The following is a 22,996-nucleotide window of genomic DNA, read 5'->3' as shown; positions in this document are numbered from 1 at the left end:
ACAGGACGTCGCCGGACCGGCGCGGAGGGTCGCTCCTCGCGGACCGCCGACACCTCGACGCTATGTCGGGGCAGGGCCGGGCGCCTGGTGGGGCCGTGTGACGTCCGTCGTCGTCCCGTCACGCGAGACGTGGTGCGTCAGTCGACCGTGACGGCCTCCAGCACGGGCAGCCGTGCGGCCCGGATGCCCGGCCAGACGCTCGCGACGAGCCCGATCACGACCGCGAGGCCCAGGACCGCGAGCACCTGCCCCCAGGGGACCGCGAGGCTCGTGAGCCCCTGCTCGGCGAGCACCCCGGGCAGGGCGGCGGCGATCGCGATGCCGGTGAGCACGCCCAGCACCGTCCCGTAGACCGCGGTCAGGACCGACTCGATCGTGATGATGCCCGCGAGCTGGAGGCGCCCGAGCCCCACGGCCCGCAGCAGCCCGATCTCCCGGGTGCGCTCGATGATCGACAGCGCGAGCGTGTTGACGATGCCCAGCAGCGCGATGACGATCGACAGCCCCAGCAGCGCGTAGAGGATCACCAGGACCTGGTCCACCTGGGCCGCGGCCGCGTTGGCGAGCTCCTCGCGGTCGAGCACCGAGACCACGAGGAAGGGCTTGACGGCCCCGGTCAGGCCGGCGCGCAGCTCGGTGGTCGAGGTCCCCGGGGCGGCCGTGACGTACACGGCGTACGTCGGGATCTCGGGGGCGCCCACGACCGCGTAGGTCGCGTCGGCGAGCACCACGTCGGACGAGATCACCTGGGTGTCGACGACCGCCCCGATGCGCACGTCCTGCGTGCGGGTGCCGTCGTCGCTCGTCAGGGTCAGGGAGTCGCCGACCGCCCAGCCGTGGTCGCGCGCAGCGGTCCGGCGCACCACGGCCTCGCCGTCGGCGAGGGCCCGGTCGGGGTCGCCCTCGACCACGGGCGCGTCGAGCGCCTCGGTGAAGAACCCGGGCGGCACGACCGTGGCCCCGCTGGGCTCGCCGTCCACGTCGAGCGTCCCGAGCCGCAGGGGAAGCGCCTGCCCGACGGCGGGGAGCCCGGTCACGGCATCGGTGACCCCCGGCGGGAGCGCGCCCGTGGCGGCGGCGGCCTGGACCACGTAGTCGGCCCGCATCTGCTCGTCGACGATCGACCGGACCGAGGCCTGCGTCGAGGCCGCGATGACCCCGGTGGCGCTCACGAGCGCCATCCCGATCAGCAGCGCCCCCGCGGTGTTCGAGGTGCGGCGGGGGCTGCGCGTGACGTTGCCGCGCGCGAGGCGCCCCAGCGGGCGGATCGCGGCCACGGCCGGCACGGCGAGCACCGTGATCACGGCGCCGGCGATCGCGGGGGACAGGACCAGGACGCCCACGAGCGCCGCGCTCGCGCCGACCGCGAGCAGGACCCGCGGGTTGAGGTCGTCGACCAGGGCCCACCCGGTCGGGTCGGCCGAGGCCGAGCTCCCGAGCCGCGAGGCCAGCACCAGCAGGCCCGCGCCGAGCACCGTCAGCACGAGCCCGACCACCGCGCGGGTGCCCGTCCCGCGGTCCGGTGCGACGTCGTCGTGCATGGCCTGGACCGGGGGAGTGAGGGCCGCGCGGCGGCCCGGGACCGCGGCCGCGACCACGCTCACCAGGACGCCCAGCGAGATCGCGACCACGACCGATGTCGCGCTCAGCGGCACGCGCCCCGAGAGCTCCATGCCCGTCGAGCCGAACACCGCGCGCAGCCCGCTGACGAGCACCCGGCCCAGCACGACCCCCGTCGCGGCGCCGAGGATCCCGACCGCGACGGCCTGCGCGAGGATCGACGCGAAGACCTGCGCGGGCGAGGCCCCGAGCGCCCTCAGCAGGGCGAACTCGCGCTGGCGCTCGCGCACCGACATCGCGAACGTGTTCGCGATGATGAACGCCCCCACGAACAGCGCGATGGCCGCGAAGACCAGCAGGAACGTCTCGATGAACCCGAGGATCTGCTCGACCCCCTCGCGGGCCTCCTCACGGACGGCCTCGCCCGTGAGGGACTCCGCGCCCGCCGGGAGGACCTCGGCCACGCGCTCGGCGAGCTTCTGCTCGGACACGTCCCCGGCGGCGTAGACCGAGATCGTGGGGACCGTCCCGTCGGGGGCGTAGGTCGCGAGCGCGGTCGCCGGGTCGAGGCCCACCAGGATCGTGCCCGCGGCGGCCGCCTCGATCGCGAAGATGCCGGTGACCGTGACGGGCTGGGGAGCGCCCGCCAGGACCACGGTCGTCGTGTCGCCCGTGGTCAGGCCCGCGGCCGACGCGGCGCTCTCCTCGAGCGCGATCTGGGTGCCGCCCACGGGCCACGCGCCGCTCGCGAGCGTCACCGTCGGCTCGTCGGGGCCCACCGCGATCCCGATGCTCGGCGGTCCCGACGTCGTGACGGCCGTGCCGTCCGCCGCGACCAGGACGATCGGACCCGACGCGTCGGGCACTGCCCGCGCGACGCCGTCGACCCCTGCGACCGTGTCCGCGAGCGAGACCGGGACCGGGGAGTGCGGCGTCCCGAACGTGCTGCCCGCGCTCGTCGTGTCGTCGATCTCCTCGGCACCGCGCACGTACACGTCGGCCACGAGGGTCGTCGCGATGATCTCGTCGAACGTCGAGGACAGCATCGCGCGGAACGTGAACGTCCCCACCACGAACGCGACCCCGAGCATCACCGCGAGCGTCGACAGCAGGAAGCGGACGAGGTGCGCCCGGACCCCGCGCAGCGCGACCCGCAGCATCAGTCCTCCTCCGCCTGCCCGAGCGCGTCGAGGATGTCGCGCCGCGTCGGGGCTGCGAGGTCGGCGGTGATCCGCCCGTCCGTGAGGAACAGGACCCGGTGCGCGTACGAGGCCGCGCGCGGGTCGTGCGTGACCATGACGACCGTCTGCCCCAGCTCGTCGACCGAGCGCCGCAGGAAGCCCAGGACCTCCGCGGACGAGCGCGAGTCGAGGTTGCCCGTGGGCTCGTCCGCGAACACCACGGACGGCCGCGAGACCAGGGCACGCGCGCACGCGACCCGCTGCTGCTGCCCGCCCGAGAGCTCGGCCGGACGGTGGTGCAGGCGGTCGCCCAGGCCCACGGCGCCCACGACCTCGTCGAACCACGCCCGGTCCACGGGGGCGCGGGCGATGTCGAGCGGGAGCGTGATGTTCTCCGCCGCGGTGAGCGTCGGGACCAGGTTGTACGACTGGAACACGAACCCGATCCGGGTCCGACGCAGGGCCGTGAGGCGCCGCTGCGAGAGGCGGCTCACCTCGGTCCCGTCGATCACCACCCGGCCCGACGTCGGGGAGTCCAGGCCGGCCATGCAGTGCATGAGCGTCGACTTGCCCGAGCCCGACGGCCCCATGATGGCCGTGAGCTCGGCCGCCCGGAAGTCGACGTCGACGCCGTCGAGGGCCCGCACGACCGTCTCGCCCTGCCCGTAGGTCTTCACGAGGTCGCGTGCCCAGGCGGCCGTCCCGTCCGGAGCGGTCGGGGACAGCGCGGGCAGCGGCGGGACGGCACCGGTTCCGGAGCGGGGAGGTGCGGGCAGGGCGGACGAGGACGGGGTGGGCTCCATCGGAGATCCCTTCGGTCGGAATGTCTCCATCGTGGCCCCTGGGGCGGGTGACGTGCGACACATCGGCCGAACTCGCGTCAAGACGTCGGCGTGGCGTGGTCCTCCCCGATACCACGGACCACCCGCCCGTGCGACCCGACGGCTCGACCCCCCTGCCCGCCGGGCACCACCCGAGGAGCCCACCATGACGAACCACACACAGGCCGGATCCCCCCGGCGCGCGGCGGTGCTCGCCGTGCCCCCCACGACGGCTGCCCCCACGCTCGCGCGGCGCCTGCTGTCGACGGCGCTCGCGGCCCTGCTCGTGCTCGTGGGCGTCGTCGCGATGCCCCGCACGGCGTCCGCCGCCGAGCTCGACGCCATCAAGACGGTCACGATCACCCAGCCCCTGGACGAGGTCCACCTGTGGCAGTCGCTGCGGATCGAGGCCACCTGGGCCGTGCCCGACGGCTCGCACGCGGGGGACACGTTCACCCTGGCGTTCCCGCAGTCCCCCCGTGTGACGGGGTTCGCGCAGACGTTCGACCTCAAGACGCCCGCCGGTGCGGTCGTCGGGACGTGCGACGTCACGCAGGACGGCTTCGCGTGCACGCTCAGCCCCTACGTCGAGACCGCGACCAACGTCCAGGGCACGCTGTACTTCTACGCGCAGGTCAGCAGCGTCGGCGAGGGGGGGACGTTCACGTTCACCACGGGCAACGAGATGGTGATCGAGGTCCCCGTACCGGGCGGCGGCGTGATCCCGGGCAGCGGCTGGTCCGCACCGGAGCAGCCCGCCAAGGGCGGCTGGGTCAGCACGGACGGCAGGACCGCCGTCTGGGAGGTCTACGTGCCGAGCGAGTTCCTGGCGGCATCGGCCGGTGGTCCCGTGGTCGTGACCGACACCTACGACTCGCGGCTGACCATGCGCGACGACTCGCTCGTCGTCGCGTACGTCCCCCTGGCCGACTGGAACAACGGTGACTACGGCTCGAGCGCGGTGCGGCTCAGCCCGGGGACCGGTTACGTCTACACCCCGGACGTGGCCGGCTCGTCGTTCGACCTGACTTTCGTCGACCCCGTGACGGACGGTTCGCGCATGTACATCTTCACGTACCGGATGTCGTTGCCCGCGGGTGTGCAGGACGGTGACACGTTCGCCAACCAGGTCGCGGGCAGCACCGGCTGGGACGACCAGCGCGTGCTCGAGTACGCGGCCGCCGGTGGCGACGGCAGGGGCGACGGCAACGGCGAGCTCCGGCTGACCAAGCACGTCACGGGCGAGGCTGCGACGTCGGTCCCGGCGGGCACCGCGTTCACCGTGGACTACACGACCGACCGGAACGGTGCGACGACGTCGGGCAGCCTCACGGTGACCGACGGAGCGACCGTCACGATCCCCGGCCTCGCCGCCGGGACCGTGGTGACGCTGAGCGAGGTCTCGCCCGCCGCGATCGACGGCGTGACCTGGGGCGAGCCCGTGTTCTCGGGCGAGGGCGTGACCCCGGTCGAGGGTGGCGCACAGGTCACGGTCGGCGCGGAGGGCGTGGTCGAGGTCGCGCTCGACAACCCGGTCACCCCGGTGGAACCGCCTGTCCCGCCAGCCCCGCCGGTTTCGCCCACCACGGTGCCCCCCACCACGGTGCCCCCCGTCACGACGCCGCCCGCGGCGGTCGTCCCGCCGACCAAGGCCCCGACGGTCAAGGCGGCTCCGAAGGCGACGAAGAAGCCCGCGCGTGGTGCGCTCGCCACGACGGGCGCGACGGTCGGCCTGGCCGCCGGTGCGGCCGCGCTGCTGGTCGGCACCGGGGTCACGCTCGTGGCGCTGCGTCGTCGGGGGTCGAGCTCCTGACGACGGCCTGAGCGCAGCAGCCCCGCCACGGCCCCTGGGGCGACCGGTCGATCGACCGGTCGCCCCAGGCCGCTGCGGGGGCGCGGCCCGGTCGCAGTAGCGTGGACGCATGGTCTCTCACGCAGTGGTGAACGTTCTCGACGCCGTACCCGACCCGGGTGACGCCCCGCCCGTGCGCTGGGGGATCCTGGGCGCGGGGAAGATCGCGGGCTCGTTCGCGGACGAGGTCCGGGCCTACACGCAGGGGCACGTGGCGGCCGTGGGTTCGCGCGACGAGCACCGGGCCCGGGACTTCGCGCAGCGGCACGCGCCGTCGGCGACCGTCCACGGTTCGTACGAGGCCCTCGTCGCGGACCCCGACGTGGACGTCGTGTACGTCGCGACCCCGCACTCGCACCACCGCGAGCACGGGTTGCTCGCGGTCGCGGCGGGCAAGCCGGTCCTCATGGAGAAGGCGTTCACGCGCAACGAGGCCGAGGCGTGCGAGGTCCTGGACGCGGCGCGGGCCGCGGGCGTGTTCGTCATGGAGGCCATGCTGACGCGGCACCTGCCGCACGTCGCGGCGATCCGCGCGCTGGTCGCGCAGGGGGAGATCGGCGAGGTCCGGTCGGTCTCGGCGTCCTACGGGTCGAACGCCGCGTACGACCCGTCCCACCGCCTGTTCGCGCCCGAGCTCGCGGGCGGTGCGCTGCTGGACATCGGGATCTATCCGCTCGCGTTCGCGACGGACCTCCTGGGCATGCCCGACGACGTCACGGCGGTCGGTCTGCAGGCTCCCACCGGGGTGGACGCCCAGTCGACCGTGGTGCTGCGGTACGGGGAGCGCGCGACGGCCACGCTCGCCTCGTCGGTCCTGGCGCAGTCGGCGACGTCGCTCGTGGTCGCGGGAACGGGAGGGCGGATCGAGGTCGTCGACCGTTTCATGGTGCCCACGGCCTTCAGCGTGGTCTGGGCCGACGGCGCGCGCCGCGACTACGACGGGTACGCGCCGGGGGCCAAGCAGTACGAGGCGGCCGAGGTCGCGCGCTGCCTCGCGGCCGGCCTGACCGAGAGCCCGCGCATGACCTGGCAGGACACCCTCGACTTGATGCGGGTCATGGACCTTGCGCGTGCGCAGCTGGGGGTCGTGTACCCGGGCGAGTGATCGCTCGCCGGGGCCGAGAACGGTGTTGTGGCCGTTCTGGCGTCCGGAACGGCCTCGGCCGGGCGGTTCGACCGCGCGGAACCTCGTCCTCGGCACGTCGGCCGCGCGACCACACCTCGGGCAATACCCCGTGGCAGCGCTCTCACGGGGTTAGCGTGAACCCATGAGCAACGACGCCCGCGAAGCGGCACCGACAGTCCAGCCCGCCTCCCTGCCCCACCTCGCGGCGACCGCCGCCGACCTGCCCGAGGCGATCTCCGGCGTCGTGCCCGACCCGCGGACCGCTCCCACCGTCCGCTGGGGGATCCTGGGCGCCGGCAACATCGCCGGGTCGTTCGCCGAGGCCGTGCGCGACCACACGCGCGCACGCGTCGTGGCCGTGGGGTCGCGCGACCGCGTCCGCGCCGAGCGCTTCGCGACCGAGCACGGCATCCACACGACGCACGCCGACTACACCGAGCTCGTCGAGGACCCTCAGGTCGACGTCGTGTACGTCGCGACCCCGCACTCGCACCACCGGGACCACGCGCTGCTGGCCATCGCGGCGGGCAAGCACGTCCTCGTCGAGAAGGCGTTCACGCGCAACGAGGCCGAGGCGCGCGAGATCCTCGACGCCGCGCGGGCCGCAGGCGTGTTCGTCATGGAAGCCATGTGGACCCGGTTCCTGCCGCACGTCGCGGCGCTGCGCGCGGTGATCGCGCGCGGTGAGATCGGCGAGACCGTCAACGTGAGCGCCGACCACGGCCAGTTCTTCCCGTTCGACCCCGAGCACCGGCTCTACGCCCCCGACCTCGCGGGCGGCGCGCTGCTCGACCTGGGCGTGTACCCCGTGTCGTTCGCGCACGACGTCCTGGGGGCGCCGTCGTCGGTCACCGCGGTGGGGGCGCTCACGGAGACGGGAGTCGACGGCCAGCTCGGCATCACGCTCGGCTACGGCCGGGCCATGGCCACGCTGTCGACGACCCTGTGGTCCCAGACCCCCAACGTGGCATCGATCTCCGGGACCGCGGGACGCATCGAGATCGAGGGCACCTTCTACGCCCCGACGTCGTTCCGCGTGGTCCGGCACGACGGCGCGCAGTGGCGCTACGAGGGCTTCCGCGGCGAGGGCAAGCAGTACCAGGCGGCCGAGGTCGCGCGCTGCCTCGCGGCCGGCCTGACCGAGAGCCCGCGCATGACGTGGCAGGACACGCTCGACGTCATGCGGACCATGGACGAGGTCCGCCGCCAGACGGGCGTGGTCTACCCGAACGAGTGACCTGGGTGTGTCGAGACACCCGGGTGTCGAGAACGGGGTTGAGGTCGTTCTGCCCGTGAGAACGACCTCAACCCCGTTCTCGACACCGCGGGGTGGCGGGGTGGGGTGCGGGGCTAGCTCGCGGTGGGCTCGTCCGTGTGCTCGACGACGTAGCTGCGGCCGTCGGGGCCCGTCACGTACTCGAAGCGCGTCTTGAGCTCGCGGTCGCGCTCGGCCTCGGCCGCGGAGACGCCGCGCCCGGGCGAGCCCTGCTTCCCGACCTGCGCGGGTCCGAAGATCGGCAGGAAGGTCTCGGTCATGCGCAGGCCCAGGGGGCGTCGTCGCTGCTTGTCGGCCATGCGCCTCTCCTCTCGCGAACGGTGCAATTCGATGGTGCACCAATGATTGGTGCACCAAGCATAGGGGAGAACTGGCTACCATGACGACATGACCACCTCGCTCGAGAGCGCCCCGCTGCCCGGCACCGACCCGCTCGCGCTCGAGTCCCAGGTCTGCTTCGCGCTGTCGGCCGGCGCCCGCGCGATGGTCGCCATGTACAAGCCGCTGCTCGAGCCCCTGCGCCTGACCCACCCGCAGTACCTCGTGATGCTCGCGCTGTGGCAGGACGCCGCGGCCGGCGAGCGCACCACGGCCACGTCCCTCGCCGAGCGCCTCCACCTGGACCCCGGCACGCTCTCCCCGCTCGTGCGGCGGCTCGAGACCACGGGGTACCTGACGCGCTCGCGCAACGAGCACGACGGTCGCGTCGTCGACGTCACGCTGACCCCGGCCGGGCGCGAGCTCCGCGCGCAGGCCGAGAAGGTGCCGCCTGCCATCACCGCCGCCACGGGCCTGACCCTCGACGAGCTCATGGAGGTCCACGCCGCAGCCTCGAAGGTCGTGTCCGCCGCGCTGCGCGCGGGCGTCATCTAGCTCAGGCCCCCGGGACCGTCCCCGGCGACATGTCGTACGTGACCCACGGGGTCGCGGTCGCGACCGAGTCGTAGAGCCGCCGCGCCGTCGCGTTCGCCGGGTCCGTGATCCAGCGCACGACGCTCGCCCCCAGGTCCCCGGCATGCACCCCGACGGCCCCGAGCAGCAGGCGCCCGACCCCGGCACCCCGCGCCGCCTCGGCGACGAACAGGTCGTCGAGCCAGCACCCGTGCGAGCCGTCGAGCGGGCGCTCGAACGTCCGCAGCACCGCGAAGCCGCCCAGGCGCGTCCCGTCCGTGGCGACCAGGCCGCGGACCCCCGAGGCGCCGTCGTGCAGCCAGGACCAGACCAGGGCGTCCCGCGCCGCGTCCGCGGGCAGCTCGTAGAACGCGCGGTAGCCCGCGTACAGGTCGAGCCACTCGTGCTCGTCGTCGAGGAGGACGGGGCGCACCCGCCAGGTCGTCGTCACGGCGACACCGTACCCACCCGGAGCCCGCCTCTGCGGGCGCGTCCCAGCCGTGCCTAGGGTGGCGCGATGAGTTCCCCCAGCGTCTCCCGCCCACGAACCGCCCGAGCGCGCGGCCTGGCCGCCAGCGCGCTCCGGCAGTGGCACCTGCACCCCCGGTGGGCCATGGCACTGCGCGGCGCCGTGGCCGCCGCCGTCGCGTGGGTCGTCGGGATCGTCCTGCCCGAACCCTTCTCCGACTACCCGTACTACGCGCCGCTCGGTGCCGTCGTCGCGACCACGAGCACCGTGGCCCGGTCCGTCCGGGAGTCCTTCCAGGCGGTCGGTGCAATCGTCGTCGGGGCGCTCGTGGCCCGTGGTGCGGACCTGGTGCTCGCGCCCAGCGCCCTGTCGATCGCGCTCGTCGTCGCCGTCTCCATCCTCGTCGCGGGGTGGGGGCTCCTGGGAGACATGGGGTCGTGGGCCGTGACCTCGGCGCTGTTCGTCCTCATCATCGGGAACGCGGACAAGGTCGGGTACATGGGGGCGTACATCGGCCTCGTCCTGGTGGGGTCGCTGGTCGGGATCGGGATCAACCTGCTGTTCCCGCCGCTGCCGCTCGCGGCGTCCGACGTCGAGCTCGACCGCCTCAGGAGCGCGCTCGCGGACCAGCTCGACCACCTCGCCGACGGGCTCGACAGCGACGTCGCGCCCTCTCCCGAGGAGTGGGACGACCGGCGCCTGCTCCTCGGTCCGGTGGTCGACCGGTCGCAGCGGTCGGCCGAGCAGGCGCGCGAGGCGGCACGCATCAACCGCCGCGCCCGCCGGTACGCCGAGGCGACCCGGGCGCAGGGCTCCCAGGCAGCAGCGCTGGGCGTCACGTCGTCCGTCGTCGGGGACCTGACGCGCCTCGTCACGGGGTGGGAGAGGCAGGACCTCGACGACCTCGCGTTCGGGGAGTCCCTGCGACCCCTCGTGCGCGACGCCCTGCGTGCGTACGCGGACGCCGTGCGGTCCACGGTCGGGGCGCTCGCGGAACCCGAGGCGCTCGACCGCGTCCGGGACACGACCGAGCGGTTGCGACGCGCCGTGCGCGACGTGCGCAGCGGCTCGGACGAGGACTACTTCGTCGCGGGGGCGACCGTGCTCGCGATCCGGCGCGGGGTCGCGGCGCTGGGCGAGGAGTAGGTCCCCGTCAGGCGTCGGTCACGCTGATCGACCCGTCCTGCCCGACGGTGAAGCGCACCCGGTCGAGCCCGCTCGCCCCGGCGTCGGGAGCCACGGCGGCCTGCGCGAGCTGGGCGAGCGTGTGCGTGCCCTCGACCACGAGCACCGCGCACCCCGCAGCCCGGCCCGCGGCGACCCCGGCGGGCGCGTCCTCGACCACGAGGCAGCGCGACGGGTCGACGCCGAGCCGCTCGGCGCCCAGCAGGAACGGGTCCGGGTCGGGCTTGCCGTGCGTGACGTCGTCGGCCGTGACCACGACCGCGGGCGGCACCAGGCCTGACGCCCCGATGCGCGCCGCCGCGAGCGGGCGCGTGCACGACGTGACGATGGCCTGACGCGTCGCGGGCAGCGACGCGAACGCGTCGACCGTGCCCGGGAGGATGCGCACGCCCTCGGTGTCGTGGAGCTCGAGGTCGTGGATGCGGTGGTACGCCTCCTCGACCAGGTCGGCGGGCAGGAGGCGCGCGATGAACGTCCTCGCCGGGGTGCCGTGCTCGATCTGGAACGTGTCCGCGTCCGCCAGGCCGTACTCGTGCGCCCAGCGGCGCCAGTTCCGGTCGACCGCGGGCACCGAGTCGATCAGGGTGCCGTCCATGTCGAACAGGATCGCGTCGAACGTGCGCCCCGCGAACGCGACGCCGGGGCTCGGGAGCGCGGGGGAGTCGGGGAGGCCAGGACCGGGTACGGGGAGGACGGACATGCCACCGAGGCTACCGGCCGTGTCGTGCGGCCCGTCCCGTGCGACCTTCCCTTGTCGGGTGGCCCGACTATCGTGGGCGCGTGAGCACACCCGGTTACTTCATCTCGTTCGAGGGCGGCGACGCCGTCGGCAAGTCCACCCAGTCCCGACTCCTGGGGGAGTGGCTGGGCGAGCTGACCGGCCGCGAGGTCGTGCTGACCCGCGAGCCCGGCGGCACCGAGCTGGGCGTCGAGCTGCGACAGGCCGTGCTGCACGGCCGGGACATGGACGCCCGCACCGAGGCACTCATCTACGCGGCGGACCGCGCGCACCACGTCGCGCACCTGGTCCGGCCCGCGCTCGAGCGCGGCGCCGTGGTCGTCACGGACCGCTACCTCGACTCGTCGGTCGCCTACCAGTCCGGTGGCCGTGAGCTGGGCGTCGACGAGGTCGAGCTCATCTCGCTGTGGGCCGTGCAGGGGCTCATGCCGCACGTGACGGTCCTGCTGGACCTCGACCCCGCAGTCGCGGCCGAGCGGCTCCAGGGGAAGCCCGACCGTCTGGAGAGCGCGGGGATCGACTTCCACCGCCGCACCCGCGAGGCGTTCCTCTCTCGCGCCGCGGCGGACCCCGAGCGGTGGGTCGTGATCGACGCGACCGCGTCGATCGACGACATCCAGGCCCAGATCCGGGTCGACCTCGCGGCCCGGCTCGAGCTCACGCCCGTGGTCGAGGAGGCCGAGGACACGGTCGAGGCGCTGCCCGACGACGGGTTCGACGACTCCGACTCCGCGATCGGCTACGCACCGGACCTCGCGGACCTGCCGGTCACGCGTCCCGTGACGCACCCGGCGCCCGGTCCCGCCGCCGAGACGGCCGCGGGCACCGCCGCCACGGGTGCTCCCGAGACGGCCGCGCCGTGACGGTCTGGGACGACGTCGTCGGGCAGGAGCACGCGGTCGAGATGCTCTCGGCCGCGGCGACCGACCCCGCAGCCATGACGCACGGCTGGCTCCTGACCGGCCCGCCCGGCTCGGGCCGGTCCAACGCGGCCCGGGCCTTCGCGGCCGCGCTGCAGTGCGAGCAGGGCGGGTGCGGGGTGTGCCAGGCGTGCACGACCACGCTCGCGGGCACGCACGCCGACGTGAAGATCGTCGCGACGGAGAAGGTGACGATCACGATCGACGAGGTCCGTGACCTCGTCGGTGTCGCGAGCCGCCGCCCGTCGCAGGGGCGCTGGCGCGTCATCATCGTCGAGGACGCCGACCGCATGGCCGAGCGGACCACGAACGTCCTGCTCAAGGCCATCGAGGAGCCGCCGCCCCGCACGGTCTGGATCCTGTGCGCGCCCAGCCCGCAGGACGTCCTGGTGACGATCCGGTCGCGCTGCCGCGGGGTCGCCCTGCGGGTCCCGCCGGTCGAGGCCGTCGCACGGCTGCTCGTCGCACGGGACGGCGTCGACCCGGTCGTCGCCGAGGCCGCGGCACGTGCCGCCCAGAGCCACATCGGCCTCGCCCGGCGCCTGGCCCGGGACGGCAAGGCGCGCGAGCGCAGGTCGTCGGTGCTGTCCCTCGCGCGCCGGATCCGTGGCGTGGGGGACGCCGTGGTCGCCGCAGGCGAGCTCGTCGAGGTCGCGCAGGCCGAGGCCAAGGCCGCGACCGAGGAGCGCGACGCGATCGAGAAGGCCGAGCTCCTGCGCGCCCTGGGCGTCGAGGCGGGCGGCACCATGCCGCCCCGGCTCCGGTCCCAGCTCACCGACCTCGAGAAGGACCAGAAGCGTCGCGCGACCCGTCACCAGCGCGACGTCCTGGACCGCTCGATGCTGGACCTGCTCTCGCTCTACCGCGACGTGCTCGTGGTCCAGCTCGGCGCGCAGGTCGACCTCGTCAACGCCGAGCTCGCGGAGACCGTACAGGCGCTCGCGGAGGACTCGACGCCCGAGCAGACCGTGCGCCGCATGGACGCGATCGGTGTGGCGCGCGAGCGGCTCGGCGGCAACGTGGCGCCGCTGCTCGCGCTCGAGGCCATGGCGATCGCGCTGCGCCCGCAGGGGTGAGCAGACCGGCAGAGGCCGGTCTCAGACCGTCGACGCGGCGCGCGCCGCAGCGATGCGGTCGCCGTTGATCTCGCACCAGGCGCGGATCGCGTCGATGGGCTCGAGCAGCGAGCGGCCCAGGTCGGTCAGCGTGTACTCGACGCGCGGCGGAACCTCGGCGTAGACGGTGCGGGTCACGATCCCGTCCCGTTCGAGCGAGCGGAGGGTCTGCGTGAGGACCTTGGGGGTCACGGCGCCGATCTTGTCGCGCAGCTCGCCGAAGCGCAGCGCGCCGGGTCGCAGCGCCATGAGGACGAGGAGGGTCCACTTGTCGCCGAGGCGCTCGACGACGAGCCGCGAGGGGCAGGTCGGCGAGAACACGTCGGGGACCTCGTCGACGGGGACCGCCACAGTATCCATGAGGTAATAATGGCACGTTGAAGTCATTGGTACCCGCTGGATACTGTCACCTCATCGCGACGCGCCGGGCGTCGCCGGCACCCCGGGTGGGGTCGAGGAGGCTGACATGAAGGTTCTGCTCACAGGTGGCACGGGGTACGTCGGTTCCGCGGTGCTGACCGCGCTCAAGGCGCACGGCCACGAGGTTTTGGCCCTCGTCCGCAGCGAGGGGGCGGCCCGCACGGTCGAGGCCGCGGGAGCGACGCCCGTGATCGCGGACATCACCGACACGACCGCGGTCGCGTCGCTCCTCGCGGGCGTCGACGCGGCGGTCCACACGGCGGCCGCGGGCGACGGCACGAGTCCCGCGATCGACACCTCGGTCGTCGACGCAGTCCTCGCGACGTTCGACGGCACGACGAGGCCGTTCGTCCACACGGGCGGCATCTGGGTCTACGGGAACGGGGACGCGATCGTCGAGGACTCGCCCCTGGACCCGCCCGCGATCGTCGCGTGGCGCGTGCCGATCGAGGAGCGGCTCCTCGCCGCCGCGGCCCAGGGGGCCGTGGTCGCGTCGGTCGTCGTCCCGGGCGTCGTGCACGGCCACGGGGGCGGGATCCCGAACCTCCTCGCGGGAGCCCCGCGCACCGGGCCCGACGACGCCGCGCTCACCCTGGTCGGCAGCGGCACCCAGCACTGGGCGACGGTGCACGTCGACGACCTCGCGGAGCTCTACGTGCTCGCGCTCGAGCAGGGGCTCACGGGGCGCCTCCTCGGCACGGGCGACGACCACGCCACGGTCGCCGACCTCACGCGGGCCGCGAGCCGTGCTGCCGGGCTGGGCGGCGCCGTCGGGCCGGAGAGCGACGACGCGAGCCGCGCGCGCCTCGGCGCACCCTTCGCCGACGCGCTCCTGCTCGACCAGCGCGCTGCGACCACGACGCGCTCGCGCGCGGCGGGCTGGTCGCCCACGCGTCCGCCGCTCACGCAGGAGCTCGAGACCGGGAGCTACGCGCCCGCCCCCGCGACGCACTGAGGCGCATCGGCCGGGGCTGGACGCAGCCCCGGCCCTCCGGGAGGATGTGGCGACCCGCCCAGCGACGAGAGCGAGACCATGGCCGACAGTGCTCCCCCCAGGACGTCCGACCGGCGTGAGGCCCGCGCCCGCGACGAGAGCAAGGCTGGTGCGCTCGCCCTGACGGGCGCGGTGATCGCCGGGGGCCTCGCGCTGATCCACCTCGTCAACGGCTTCACCCGGCCGCTCGGGCTCGTCGACGTGCGAGTGGTCGATGCCGCCAAGGTCACCGGCGCAGCGGAGGTCGGGACCGACCAGGTCGGGGTGACCACTGTCCTGGGGGAGACCATGCCCTGGACCGACGTCTACCTCCACCGCCCCCTGGACAAGATCGACCTGATCGCGTTGTTCGCGCTGGTCGGTGTGGCGTTCTTCCTCACCTACCTTCTCGTCCGGCGAGGCCCGCGAGGTGCGCGCGCGGTCCTGGACGGTACGGCGACGGCCCGGTGGCTCGGCATCGCGCTCGTCGCGGTGGGCGTCGTGCCCGCGCTCGCCCAGGAGCAGGGGACGCTCGTTCGCCTCGCCGACGCCGGGCTCTCGGACGTCCTCGCCCCGGCCTACCCGGACCTCGGCTGGGGGTGGATCGTCGCGGGGATCGGCGTGACGTTCGTCGTCCCGGCGCTGCGGAAGGCCTCGCGTCGGGGACGCGACTGACGCTCCGGGAGCCGCGCGACGTTCACCCGATCGTCGTGCGGGCGTCCCGCCGGGGACACCGTGGCGCCGGGCGCCGGGGCTAGCGTCGCGAGCGACAAGGCACCGGACCACCGGAAAGGGCACTTCGACGATGACCCTCACACTGACGCTCGTCCGCCACGGCCAGACCGTCCTCAACTCCCGCCGCCACCTGCAGGGCGCGTGCGACTCGCCGCTCACGCGGACGGGCCGAGCGGGGGTGCGCGTCACGGCGCAGCACCTCTCGCGCCACGAGTTCGACGCCGCCTACTCCTCGCCCCAAGGCCGCGCCGTGCTCACGGCGATCGAGATCCTGCGCCACCACCCCGAGCTCACGCTCACGGTCGACGAGGACCTGCGCGAGCTGTCCTTCGGCACGTTCGAGCGACGGCCCGAGCGAGAGCTCGACGCGGTCGTGCCGTGGAGCACCCTCGTGCCCGCTGTGCTCGCCGGCACCCACCCGGGCATCGGCGGAGGAGAGCCTGGTGCGGAGTTCATGGCGCGCGTGCGGGCGGTCCTCGGTCGGATCGTCGCGGCGCACGACGATGCGGCCGGCCCGGGCGCGGTCCGTGACGAGCACGTGCTCGTCGTGGGCCACGGGCTGACGCTCGGCGCGATGCTCGCGACGATCGACCCGGTCGGGCTCGTCGCGCTGCCCAACGCCTCGGTCTCGACGGTCGAGGTCTCGGGCGGCGTCGCGCGCGTGGTCGCCGTGGGGATCGACGTCGCCGGGCACGGTTCGCTCGCTGCGCGGCCTGCGCCGGCGGCGGCGCCGCTGTCCGCCTGAGGTCCGCCGGGCGCCTCGCCCGGTGAGGCGTGCGTCACTCCTGCCCCGGAACGGGTGCCCAGGTCATCCGACGTTCAGGTACCCGACATGTCGGGCCACCTGCGGTTCACACCGGTTTCCTACGGTCCAGCGGAACCCCCACGACCGGGAAAGACCGGAGGAACCCGCATGTCCCTGACCAGACGACTCACCGGCTGCGTCGCCGTGGTGTCGATCGGCCTCACGACGGCCGTCGGCACCGCGGCCGTCGCGACGGCCGGCGCACCGACAGCGCCCGCGGCGTCCGCGGCACCGACGGCTCTGCACCAGGCCGCCGCGAGCACACCGTTCCCCCTCTTCGTCTCCGAGCTCGCCCCGGACAACACCGGCGTCGACGACTTCGAGTACGTCGAGCTCTTCAACCGCTCGGACGCGCCGGTGGACCTGACGGCCGCGGGCATCGGGCTCGCGTACACGTACGCCGACTCGGACGACCGTTCGCGCGACGTGCCGCTCAGCATCCCGGCGGGCACGGTCGTGCCGGCCGGGCAGGCCGTGGTCCTGTGGCTCGACTACACGTCGGGCAACGTCGACACCTCGGTCCGCACCGAGCAGGACTTCCGCGACCACTACGCCGCCGCGGGCGCGACCGCGAGCGACTACCGGCTCGTGCGCGTGAGCGGCCAGGCGGGCATGGCCAACGGCGGGGACCGCGGCATCCGCGTCCTCGGGCCCGACGGCGCGTCCCCCACCTGGTCGTTCTACCCGGCCGGGTCCGTCGCGGCCGGGCGCACGGCGCACTTCCAGGTGCCGGCCACGGGTGCGGCGTCCGCGGTGCTGCTCGAGGCGAAGGGCGTCCCGTCACCGGGGGTCGTCGCGCCCGAGGCGCTCGTCCCGCCCGTCACTCCCGACCCGGAGCCCAGCCCCGAGCCGACGGACCAGCCGACCGAGCCGACCGAGCCCACGCCCGGCCCGAGCGAGACACCGACCGACCCGCCCACGACCGAGCCCGCGCCGGGGAACGGCGCGCACCTCCAGGTGACGGAGCTGCTGCCCGACTCGTCCAACGTCGGGACGGGGGACGGCTACGAGTTCGTCGAGCTGTACAACGCGTCGAGCACCCCCGTGGACTTCGACGACTACACGCTGAACTACCTCTACCCGCTCGACGACCTGACCAACAGCCAGGTCGTGGAGTGGCCGGCCGTGCCGGGCGACGTCGTCGTGCCCGCGGGCGGGACGCTCGTGCTGTGGGTCAAGAACGGCCAGAACGACCACCTGACCGAGGCCGACTTCAACGCGAAGTTCGGTACGCACCTCGTGGCCGGGACCGATCTCCTGGAGATCCGCTCGGGCGGCATGGCCAACGCCTCGCCCCGCGGGCTGGAGATCACGACCCGCACGGGCTTCGCGCTCAACCGGGCCTACTACAACCTGGGTGGCGCCAAGGACCCGGTCGCGGACCAGGGCATCCAGTACGCGGCCGACGCGGCCGACGCCATGGTCCAGCGCAAGATCGGCGTGAGCGCCGCGACGCCCGGCGCGGTCTCCGCCGCGCAGAAGCCCGCCGCGCCCGTCGAGGTCCCGGCCGACACGGCCGCGCCGACGGTCGAGGACGCGACCCCGGCGCAGGTCGACCCGGCCGACGAGCTCGCGATCGAGGCGACCGTGACCGACGACGTCCAGGTGCGCTCGGTGCGCCTGCTGCTGCGCAGCGACGTCGACGCCGACTACCAGCGGATCGACCTGGCGGCGGGTCTCGCGGCCGACGGCTCCGGTGCCCGGACCGCCTTCCGGCACGCGATCCACCCGGCCGACCTCACGGGCAAGCGCTGGTACGAGTACGTGCTCGTCGCCTCGGACGGCACGCACGAGACCCGGACGGCCCCGCGCCGGATCGAGATCACGGGCGTCGACACGGCGCCCGTGCGCCTGAGCGTGGCCGAGGGCGAGTTCGTCACGGGCACGACGCCCGTCGCGGCCGCGGGCGACACGTACCCGAGCCCGCTGTCGCTCACGATCGACGGCACGAGAGTCACCCCCGTCGCCCCCGCGCTCGAGGACGAGCCCGTCTTCGCGTTCGAGGCCGGTGGCGTCAACACCTTCTTCCGCAACGGCGTGCTGTCGGGAAGCGAGGTGCTGAACATCTTCGACGACGGCATCTACGAGGGCTACGAGACGATCGCGACCAACGTGCCGCTGCGCATGGTGCGCCAGGGCGACGAGCTCGTCGTGAGCGTCTACGCAGGTACCAAGGCCGCCCCGGAGATCGACCCCGACGAGAACAACGACGACTTCCAGATCAAGAACCTTCGCCTGGTCCTGCCCGACGGCCGCACGCTGCGCCCCGCCGGGTACGACGACCCGACCAAGGTGCTCCAGATGGGGGACAGCGTCGGCAAGCTCGACTTCTTCGACGCCCGCTTCACGCTCCCGGACGACGCCTTCACCGCGGTGTCCCACGCCTGGGACACCACGGCCGTGGCCGACGGCGAGCACACGGTCGCCGCGACCGACGGCACCGACTCCGCGCGGGCCGCCGTGGTCGTCGACAACACGAGCCCGGTCATCACGACCGACGCCGTGGACGGCACGGACTACCGCGGCGAGTTCACGCTCGACGCGTCCGCGACCGACGCGGGATCGGGGCTCGCGTCGCTCACCGCGACGCTCGACGGCCAGGCCGTCACCCTCCCGTACGCGACGTCCTCGCTCGTCCTGCCCGACGGCGAGCACACCTTCGCGCTGACGGCGCGCGACGCCGTCGGGAACCGGAGCGAGCGGACCGTGACCTTCACGACCCCCGTCGAGAACCCCGGCTCCGAGGCCGTCTCGCCCGCGGGCGGCACGACCGTCGAGGGGGACGAGGTCGAGCTGCGCGCCAAGGTCACCGACCCGAGCGGCGACCGTCTCGACGTCTCGTTCCGCGAGGGCTACCGGCTCGACGACGAGGACGCGGCGGTCGTGACGTCGTCGGGCACGACGCGCGTCGCCGCCGACGCGGCGCTCGCCCGGCCCGGCCCGGGCGTGCGCGCCGGCGACACGGCACGCGCGGAGGGCGCGACCACGTCCTCGGACGCGGAGTTCCCCTACCGGACCTACCAGGTCACGATCCCCGAGGACGCGGGCGAGGACTACGCGACCCGCCTCACGTGGGACGGGTCGGCCAACGCCGACGCCAAGGTGCTCCTGTACGTGCTCAACACCGCGACGGGCGACTGGGACGAGGTCGACCGGCACGTCACCGCGGCCGGGGCGACCGAGCCCGAGGCGTTCACCCTCGCCGCGACCGTCCCCGCGAAGGACCACGCGCGCGACGGCGTCCTCACGGTGCTCGTGCAGCACTCCGAGGGCTTCGCGGGCGAGGACCTCTCGACGCGGCAGACGCCCGTGACCCCGAACCACCCCGAGGACACACCGCGCTCGGCGTACGACTTCACGCTCGGCTGGGAGTCCGACACGCAGTACTACAACGACTCCTACTACGACCGCCAGCTCGACATCCACGACTACTTCCTGGACCAGCGGGAGGCGACCAACCTCCAGTACGTCTTCCACACGGGAGACATCGTGGACAACCACACCCAGCCCCACCAGTGGGCCAACGCGGACGCTGCCTACTCGATGCTCGACGACGCCGGCCTGCCCTACGGGGTGCTCGCGGGCAACCACGACGTGGGCCACAAGGAGATCGACTACGGGCCGTACTCGCAGCTCTTCGGCGAGGCCCGCTACGCGGCCAACCCCTGGTACGGCGGCTCGTACCAGGACAACCGCGGGCACTACGACCTGATCACCGCGGGCGGCATCGACTTCCTCATGCTCTACATGGGCTGGGGACCGGGCGACGACGAGATCGCGTGGATGAACGAGGTCCTCGCGCGCTACCCCGAGCGCGAGGCGATCATCAACCTGCACGAGTACATGCTCACGACCGGTGGCCTGGGACCCGTGCCGCAGCGCATCTACGACGAGGTCGTGGCGACCAACCCGAACGTCAAGATGGTCTTCTCCGGCCACTACCACGACGCGTTCACGCGCGTCGACGCGTTCGACGACGACGGTGACGGCGTGACCGACCGCTCGGTCCACCAGATCCTCTTCGACTACCAGGGTCTCCCCGAGGGCGGCCAGTCGTTCCTGCGCCTGCTCCAGTTCGACAACCAGGGGCGGACGATCCACGCCCGGACGTACTCGCCGTACCTCGACCGGTACGGCTCCGACGACCCGTCGCTCGCGCCCGAGCACCAGGACTTCGTGATCCCGTACGCGGTGCTCGGCATCGAGCCGCGGACCAAGACCCTCACGTCGGACGGCTTCACGGCCGAGGTCCTCATGACGCGGTCCATCGCCGAGTTCGACGACGTCGAGAGCGGCACCGAGCTGTCCGCGACCTGGCAGCGCCCCGGCGCGGGCGAGCACGGCTGGTACGTCGTGACCGCCGACCCGTACGGCGGCACCGACTCCTCCGAGGTGTACCTGGTGAACTTCGCCGAGGTCACCCCGGGCGGCGACGGCGGTTCGACGGGTGGCACGGGTGGTACGGGCGGTGCGGGGCCCGGGGGCTCGACGACCGACCCGGGCACGGGAGCCGGCGCCGGTGGGGGCGCCGACACGGGCCTCGGTTCCCGTCTTCCCGCGACCGGGACCCAGGCGGGCCTTCTCGTCGGGCTCGCGCTGCTGCTCGTCGCGGGCGGCAGCGCGCTCGTCGCGCGCAACCGCCGCACGGCCCGCGCCACCGCGAGCGGGTCGGGCGACGGCGGGCAGTAGCCCACCACGCCCACGCCCGACGGCGCCGCTCGCCTTCTCAGGCGAGCGGCGCCGTCGGGCCGTCGGGGCAGGGTAGGGACCCGCACGAGCGCGGGGGCCGCGACCTGTTGCGCCCCGACCCGGCGTGCCTACCATCGGAAAGATGGGACTCTGGGGGAGGGCAGCCCGCAGGGGTGCACTGGGGAGCGTCGACGCGATGGCACAGGACACGAAGGACGAGAAGGACCAAGGGCTCGTGGCGGCCCTCCTGGCAGGAGGGCAGCAGCCCGTCGCGCGGTACACGCTCGACGTGCCCGCCGGCCGGTGGTGGTGGTCCGACGAGCTGTTCGAGATGCACGGCTTCGCGCCCCACGAGGTGGTCCCGACCACCCAGCTCATGCTCGCCCACAAGCACCCCGACGACGTGACCCGGGTGGCCGGCGTCCTCGCCGACGTCACGCGCACCGGCGACCCGTTCAGCTGCATGTACCGGATCGTCGACGCCACCGGGAGGACCCGGATCCTCGGGGTGGTCGGCCAGGGCGACGTCGACCCGGAGACCGGTGAGGTCACGCAGGTCGCGGGCTACTTCATGGACCTCACCGACTCGCAGGAGGCCTTCGCCCAGGCGCACGCGACCCGCGCGGTCTCGGCGTCCGCGGCCCGCAGGGCGACGATCGAGCAGGCCAAGGGCGCACTCATGGTCGTCTACGGCCTCGACGACGACGAGGCGTTCGAGGTGCTACGGCACCACTCGTCGGTCACCAACGAACCCGTCCGTGAGCTGGCGGCGCGCCTGCTCGGGAGCCTCGCGGGCGGTCACGACGGGGCGTCGCTCACGCGGGAGGACCTGGACCACTTCTTCGAGACGCCCCGGCCACCGTCGCCGGCGAGCCAGGTGGGCTAGGGGCGCTCCGCCGTCGGGCTGTCTCCGGCGGACGGCGTGCCCCCTCCGGCGGTGGGCGGACGCCCCTCGTCGGTGGACGCGCGCCGCGAGAGGCCGACGTCCCCCAGGATGACCGCGAGCAGCACACCGTTCGAGACCCAGTTGATCGCGAGCGGCGACAGCACGGGGTACGAGAGGTAGAGCAGGCCCAGCGCGAGGACGCCTGCGACGTGCGGCACCGACCACGGCCCGCCCGTCGCGCGCCGGAACAACGTGTTCCCCACGAGGTAGACCATGCCCGCGCCGCAGATCAGCCCGGCGGTCCACGGGTCGGAGTGCCCCGCGTCCTCGTGGCCCAGGGGGTGCAGCAGCACGATCTCGTCCGCGACGGCGGTGAGCACGATCCCGACCACGAGCAGGTACGGGACGTACGTGTACGCCGTCTGCGCGATCATGCCGGGCGAGTCCGAGCCCGCGAAGAACGCCGTCGCACGCCGCTCGGAGCGGTCGAAGTACAGCAGCCACATGAGGACCGTCGACGCGAAGGCCGCGAGGAACGCGAGGAGCACCGTTCCCGTCAGCTCGAGCTCCCCGAACGCGGTCCCCGTGACGATGATCGACTCGCCCAGGCTGATGATGATGAACAGCCCCACGCGCTCGGCCATGTGCCCGCCGCGCACGACCCACGTCGCGGGGTCGGTCGGCCCCAGCACGGGGACCCTGAACAGCGCGCGCGGACCCGCGTAGTCGACGAGCACCGCCGCGACCCACAGGAGCATGCGCCACGAGCCGTCGGGGACGAGGGCGCCCGCGATCCACAGGACGCCCGAGGACACCTGCCACACCGTGATGCGCACGAAGTTCGTGCCGTTCTCCGGCCAGTGCCGGTGGAGCGCGAACGCCGTCCACGCCGAGCGCCCCACCTGGATCGCGACGAACGTCCCCGCGAACAGCAGCGCCTTGTCGCCGAACGCCTCGGGGATCGCGCTCGACATGAGCAGCCCCAGCAGCATGAGCACGATCAGCAGCGTCCGTACGGGCGTGCGTTCGGGATCGAGCCAGTTCGTGACCCACGTCGTGTCGATCCACAGGTACCAGACCGCGGCCCCCAGCACGAGAGTCTGGACCAGGGTCGTACCGTCGGGGTGCGCGATGAGCGAGTGGGAGAGCTGGGTGACCGCGAAGACGAACACGAGGTCGAAGAACAGCTCGACGTAGCCGACCTTGTCCGAGTCGTGGCCGTGGCCGTGGCGCAGAACGTCGGTACGCATGCCCCACGAGCCCGGCGGGCCGGTCGGGGCCGGGGGCGGCGAGGCGGCGCTCATGGTCGCGATCCTCGCACGCGAGGCGTGCCTCGGCGCGGGCGAGGACGGG

General features: G+C 73.7%; 18 protein-coding genes and 1 pseudogene. 12 read left to right on the top strand and 7 right to left on the bottom strand.

Annotation, left to right across the window (positions count from 1 at the left end; genetic code table 11):
* Window positions 1-137 precede the first annotated feature (137 nt).
* The gene (locus tag ACZDYF_RS13295) at window positions 138-2,720 is read right to left on the bottom strand and encodes an ABC transporter permease (RefSeq protein ID WP_475057597.1); all 2,583 of its coding nucleotides are present in this window, start codon (window positions 2,718-2,720) and stop codon (window positions 138-140) included.
* Entirely contained in the window at window positions 2,720-3,544 is an 825-nt protein-coding gene (locus tag ACZDYF_RS13290; RefSeq protein ID WP_475057594.1) for an ABC transporter ATP-binding protein, read from the bottom strand. The genes ACZDYF_RS13295 and ACZDYF_RS13290 overlap by 1 nt, the downstream gene beginning before the upstream one ends.
* 184 nt (window positions 3,545-3,728) lie before the next feature.
* Here ACZDYF_RS13290 and ACZDYF_RS13285 point away from each other — a divergent pair, with 184 nt between their 5' ends.
* From ACZDYF_RS13285 to ACZDYF_RS13275, 3 genes are all read left to right on the top strand, one after another.
* Window positions 3,729-5,375, top strand: coding sequence for an Ig-like domain-containing protein (locus tag ACZDYF_RS13285; RefSeq protein ID WP_475057590.1), 1,647 nt, complete (start codon window positions 3,729-3,731; stop codon window positions 5,373-5,375).
* 109 nt (window positions 5,376-5,484) lie between these two features.
* Window positions 5,485-6,519, top strand: a complete 1,035-nt coding sequence (locus tag ACZDYF_RS13280; RefSeq protein ID WP_475057584.1) for a Gfo/Idh/MocA family protein — start codon at window positions 5,485-5,487, stop codon at window positions 6,517-6,519.
* Between the two features lie 163 nt (window positions 6,520-6,682).
* Complete coding sequence (locus ACZDYF_RS13275) at window positions 6,683-7,777, top strand: Gfo/Idh/MocA family protein (protein WP_475057576.1); 1,095 nt, start codon at window positions 6,683-6,685, stop codon at window positions 7,775-7,777.
* Between the two features lie 113 nt (window positions 7,778-7,890).
* On the opposite strand, the gene ACZDYF_RS13270 is transcribed toward ACZDYF_RS13275, so the two are convergent.
* On the bottom strand, window positions 7,891-8,115 hold the full coding sequence (locus ACZDYF_RS13270) for a hypothetical protein (RefSeq protein ID WP_191791796.1): 225 nt from the start codon (window positions 8,113-8,115) through the stop codon (window positions 7,891-7,893).
* An 88-nt stretch (window positions 8,116-8,203) separates the two neighbouring features.
* Here ACZDYF_RS13270 and ACZDYF_RS13265 point away from each other — a divergent pair, with 88 nt between their 5' ends.
* Window positions 8,204-8,689 carry a MarR family winged helix-turn-helix transcriptional regulator gene (locus ACZDYF_RS13265; RefSeq protein WP_475057563.1) on the top strand — a complete coding sequence of 162 codons (486 nt, stop codon included), beginning with the start codon at window positions 8,204-8,206 and terminating at the stop codon, window positions 8,687-8,689.
* Window position 8,690: 1 nt separating this feature from the next.
* Here the strand turns inward: ACZDYF_RS13265 and ACZDYF_RS13260 are convergent, their stop codons facing one another.
* A complete protein-coding gene (locus ACZDYF_RS13260) occupies window positions 8,691-9,158 on the bottom strand; it encodes an N-acetyltransferase family protein (protein ID WP_475057560.1) in 468 nt (155 codons plus the stop codon).
* Window positions 9,159-9,224: 66 nt separating this feature from the next.
* Here ACZDYF_RS13260 and ACZDYF_RS13255 point away from each other — a divergent pair, with 66 nt between their 5' ends.
* The gene (locus tag ACZDYF_RS13255) at window positions 9,225-10,322 is read left to right on the top strand and encodes an FUSC family protein (protein WP_475057556.1); all 1,098 of its coding nucleotides are present in this window, start codon (window positions 9,225-9,227) and stop codon (window positions 10,320-10,322) included.
* Window positions 10,323-10,329: 7 nt separating this feature from the next.
* Here the strand turns inward: ACZDYF_RS13255 and ACZDYF_RS13250 are convergent, their stop codons facing one another.
* On the bottom strand, window positions 10,330-11,061 hold the full coding sequence (locus ACZDYF_RS13250; RefSeq protein ID WP_475057553.1) for an HAD-IA family hydrolase: 732 nt from the start codon (window positions 11,059-11,061) through the stop codon (window positions 10,330-10,332).
* A gap of 80 nt (window positions 11,062-11,141) precedes the next feature.
* On the opposite strand from ACZDYF_RS13250, the pseudogene tmk reads away from it, so the two are divergent.
* Window positions 11,142-11,762, top strand: a pseudogene (gene tmk, locus ACZDYF_RS13245) (dTMP kinase); the annotation flags it as partial.
* Between the two features lie 197 nt (window positions 11,763-11,959).
* Window positions 11,960-13,096, top strand: coding sequence for a DNA polymerase III subunit delta' (locus ACZDYF_RS13240; RefSeq protein ID WP_204807568.1), 1,137 nt, complete (start codon window positions 11,960-11,962; stop codon window positions 13,094-13,096).
* Between the two features lie 21 nt (window positions 13,097-13,117).
* Here ACZDYF_RS13240 and ACZDYF_RS13235 read toward each other — a convergent pair whose 3' ends face one another.
* Window positions 13,118-13,495, bottom strand: coding sequence for a winged helix-turn-helix transcriptional regulator (locus tag ACZDYF_RS13235; protein ID WP_475057549.1), 378 nt, complete (start codon window positions 13,493-13,495; stop codon window positions 13,118-13,120).
* Window positions 13,496-13,601: 106 nt separating this feature from the next.
* Here ACZDYF_RS13235 and ACZDYF_RS13230 point away from each other — a divergent pair, with 106 nt between their 5' ends.
* The 5 genes from ACZDYF_RS13230 (at window position 13,602) to ACZDYF_RS13210 (ending at window position 21,643) form a co-directional block, all read left to right on the top strand.
* Window positions 13,602-14,510, top strand: coding sequence for an NAD-dependent epimerase/dehydratase family protein (locus tag ACZDYF_RS13230; RefSeq protein ID WP_475057544.1), 909 nt, complete (start codon window positions 13,602-13,604; stop codon window positions 14,508-14,510).
* Between the two features lie 78 nt (window positions 14,511-14,588).
* On the top strand, window positions 14,589-15,203 hold the full coding sequence (locus tag ACZDYF_RS13225) for a hypothetical protein (RefSeq protein WP_475057541.1): 615 nt from the start codon (window positions 14,589-14,591) through the stop codon (window positions 15,201-15,203).
* Window positions 15,204-15,333: 130 nt separating this feature from the next.
* Complete coding sequence (locus ACZDYF_RS13220; protein WP_475057536.1) at window positions 15,334-16,008, top strand: histidine phosphatase family protein; 675 nt, start codon at window positions 15,334-15,336, stop codon at window positions 16,006-16,008.
* Between the two features lie 168 nt (window positions 16,009-16,176).
* Window positions 16,177-20,757 (top strand): lamin tail domain-containing metallophosphoesterase family protein, encoded by a 4,581-nt coding sequence (locus ACZDYF_RS13215; protein WP_475057532.1) that lies wholly within the window; start codon window positions 16,177-16,179, stop codon window positions 20,755-20,757.
* Between the two features lie 196 nt (window positions 20,758-20,953).
* Window positions 20,954-21,643 carry a PAS and ANTAR domain-containing protein gene (locus ACZDYF_RS13210; protein WP_475057527.1) on the top strand — a complete coding sequence of 230 codons (690 nt, stop codon included), beginning with the start codon at window positions 20,954-20,956 and terminating at the stop codon, window positions 21,641-21,643.
* On the opposite strand, the gene ACZDYF_RS13205 is transcribed toward ACZDYF_RS13210, so the two are convergent.
* Window positions 21,640-22,947, bottom strand: coding sequence for a low temperature requirement protein A (locus ACZDYF_RS13205; RefSeq protein WP_475057524.1), 1,308 nt, complete (start codon window positions 22,945-22,947; stop codon window positions 21,640-21,642). The genes ACZDYF_RS13210 and ACZDYF_RS13205 overlap by 4 nt on opposite strands.
* Between the last annotated feature and the right edge of the window lie 49 nt (window positions 22,948-22,996).

The organism is Oerskovia sp. PE-21s (assembly GCF_056158145.1).
The sequence above is the reverse complement of the archived record's forward strand: the minus strand, read 5'-3'. Positions and strand labels throughout refer to the sequence as shown.